The sequence below is a fragment of the Mesorhizobium sp. M7A.F.Ca.CA.004.06.1.1 genome (genome assembly GCF_003999135.1).
GTDB lineage: Bacteria > Pseudomonadota > Alphaproteobacteria > Rhizobiales > Rhizobiaceae > Mesorhizobium.
This window is the reverse complement of record NZ_RZPQ01000764.1, coordinates 1-2,785: the sequence shown is the minus strand read 5'-3', so window position 1 is coordinate 2,785 and position 2,785 is coordinate 1. Positions and strand designations below refer to the sequence as shown.

Here is a 2,785-nt window from a genome sequence, read left to right as displayed (position 1 = left end):
TTCCTTGGCTTCGTCGACGCCGGCAACATCCTGGAAGGTGACGCGGCCATGCGCTTCGGTGAGCAGCTTGGCCTTCGACTTGCCAAAGCCCATCGCGCGGCCGGAGCCGGACTGCATCTGGCGCATGAAGAATATCCAGACGCCGAGGATGAGGATCATCGGCAGCCAAGAGATCAAATAGCCGAACAGCGAATTGGAACCGTCTGTTTCAGGCCGCGCATTGATGGTGACGTTCTTGTCCTGCAGCCGCGAGACCAGCGAAGGATCGCCGGGCGAATAGGTCTGGAAGCCGCTGGCATTGTCGGTGTAGGTGCCGCTGATGCGGGCGCCCGCGATGGTCACCGTCTTGACCCGGCCCGCCGCGACATCCTGCAGGAACTGCGAATAAGGCACATCGCTGGAAGCCCCTCGCGTCTGCGGCGTCTGGAACAGATTGAACAGGGCTATGAGCAGGACCGCTATGATCGCCCAGAGCGCGAGGTTGCGATAGTTCGGATTCATCAATTGTCCCGTTGGCGTCCGCGGGGCGGACACGCGTCATGAGAGGAAACTTGCGCCTAACATAGGGAGAGCACCTCCCCTTGCCAAGCATAACAGCACGTCTGGGTTAAGCTTTCGCGCAACCATCAGCCGGCACTATGGCCGCTGAAAGGCAAGGGCGGGACCGGGGCCGCGCCAATCAGCCCGGCGACGGCCTGCGCCGGCGCCAGGTCGAAGGACGGCAGGAAGCGGGCAAAGGGACTAACGACCGGCCGCACTTCCACCATCGCCGACTTCAGTTCATATCCAGGCAAACCAAGGCATTCCCCGGCGTGCCACAACGCCGGTTCGGCCGCGAGCGCGGCGCGCATCAGGCTCGGCGGGGCTTTTCCTTGGCCCGTCGCCAGCCGCTTCGCCGCTGCCGTGCCTAGCGGGGCAATCAACAATGCGCTGCTGCTGTCGTTCAATGTGATGCGCCGGCGGCCATCCCACAGGGTGCTGCCAGTAAGGGTTGCGGCGGCGGGCAGGCCGCGCGCCTCGCGGCGCAGGAAGATGCCGGAGCGCCGGGAATCGACAACCGTCCGCGACAATGTGGCGCAAAGAAATCCAGCCCTCAGCCGACCGAACAGAGCCTCGCTGCGGGCCTGATCCGGCAGGAAGGCAATTCCGCCGGTCATGGCCAGCAGGATACGCAACGCATAGACGGCCGCTCGCTCGTCGCCTGTGTTCAGCAAGAGCGGATCAAGACGAATGAGCCCGCAGGACAGCCGGGTCGCGAAATCGCCGATCAAACTTGCGGCGGCGAGGCCGAGTTGACTGCGCGCGCGGCCCTCATGCGCGGCCAGCGCCAGTGCATCGTCGATGCGCTGCGCACCGTTGCTGTCGGCAAGGGCTGCCCGCACACGCGGCCGCTCGAAGGCCGCGTCGATATTGGTGGGGTCGTCGGCCCAGCCGACATTCTCACGCCGCAGGACGTCGCGCAGCGCCTCGCGCCGCAACCCGAGAAGCGGCCGAACGATCCACTCGCGCCAGTCATACAAGGTGGCCGGCGCCATGCCGGCAAGTCCCCGGCCTGCCATTTCGGCATGGCCTTGGCCCCCGTCCCGCGCCAATCCTTCCTCGCGCGCTTGCCGCATCAGCACCGTCTCTGCCTGGTCATCGGCGGTATGGCCGGTGAGGATCAGGCCGATGCCTTCGGCTTGTGCCGCCTCGGCCAGCAGCCGGTAGCGCGCCTCGCGAGCGGCGGCGGGCAGGCCGGTCGATGGCTTGGGGCCCGACCATGTCAGGATGCGGTGTGAAATTCCGAGTCTGGCGCACAGCTTCGCCACTGTTTGCGCTTCCGCAGCCGAACCGGACCGCAAACCGTGGTCGATCGTTACCGCCAGCAGCCTGGTTGCCGGCGCCTTACGGTCGAGATGGTGTCTGAGAAGAAGGAGCAGGGCGGTCGAGTCGCTGCCGCCGGACACGGCCGCAACAGCGCCGCTGGTAAAATCGATATGCGAAAAAGGGTTAGTCGAAAGGTCCGGCTCGGTGTCGAGCATAATGCATGTCGCCCAAAAGTGATCCCGGTTTCAGGACAACGACATGTAGGACAAGGATCAGCAGGCAGCCAGAGCCTTCTCCTGCTTGACGCGTTCCTTGAGCGCACTGGAAATATCAGGGTAGCGCTTGCCGACCTCGCTGAAGGTGGCACAGGCAACATCATGCTGCTTGAGGCCGACCAGCGACACGCCGAGCTTCAGCAACATGTCGGGAGCTTTCTTGGCCTTGGGGTAGTCCTTGCTGGCGGCAAGGAACGTCTCGGCCGCGTCGCGGTATTTCTGCTGGCCGAGCAATGACTCGCCCAGCCAGTAATGCGCGTCCGCCGCCTTCGCATCCTTGGGGAAGCGGGCGATGTGATCGCGAAAACCCTGCTCGGCGGTGCCGTAGTCGCCCGAGAGGATGAACTGGTAGGAGTTGCGGTAAAGCTCTTCCGGGTTGTTGGTGGCGGGCAACGCCGCGACCACCGTATCGGATTTTCCGGCCTTGGGCGCCGCCCCGGCGACTGGCGCGGTGTCCTGCGCCGGCGCGGTCGATTGCGTGTTGCCGCCGGCATCGATGACATTGCCGTTCTTGTCGACGGTGATGGTGCCGAAATTCTTTTCCGGCGCTCCCGTACCGGGAATAACCTTTCCGGGGTCGCCGTCGGGAGATTCGACGATGACATCCTCGACCGTCTTGCCGCCTGCCGATTGATCGTTGGCGGGCGCGGCGCCGGCATCGGCCGGCGCCCGTATTGCCGGGGCCGCCGCCACATCGTTGTCGG

At 65.0% G+C, this 2,785-nt stretch carries 3 protein-coding genes; all 3 read right to left on the bottom strand.

What is annotated here, in order from left to right; all coding sequences use genetic code 11:
- The coding region (locus EN906_RS29780) for an ATP-dependent metallopeptidase FtsH/Yme1/Tma family protein (RefSeq protein ID WP_206529201.1) at positions 1-501 on the bottom strand (501 nt) is incomplete at its 3' end.
- A gap of 125 nt (positions 502-626) precedes the next feature.
- Positions 627-2,021, bottom strand: coding sequence for a tRNA lysidine(34) synthetase TilS (gene tilS, locus EN906_RS29775; protein ID WP_127270142.1), 1,395 nt, complete (start codon positions 2,019-2,021; stop codon positions 627-629).
- 57 nt (positions 2,022-2,078) lie between these two features.
- Positions 2,079-2,785, bottom strand: a 707-nt coding sequence (ybgF, locus tag EN906_RS29770) for a tol-pal system protein YbgF (RefSeq protein WP_127375586.1), incomplete at its 5' end; no start/stop codon positions are given.

Coding starts and splice junctions, on each gene's coding strand:
- tilS (WP_127270142.1), bottom strand. CDS start 2,021: ATGCTCGACACCGAGCCGGACCTTTCGACTAACCCTTTTTCGCATATC.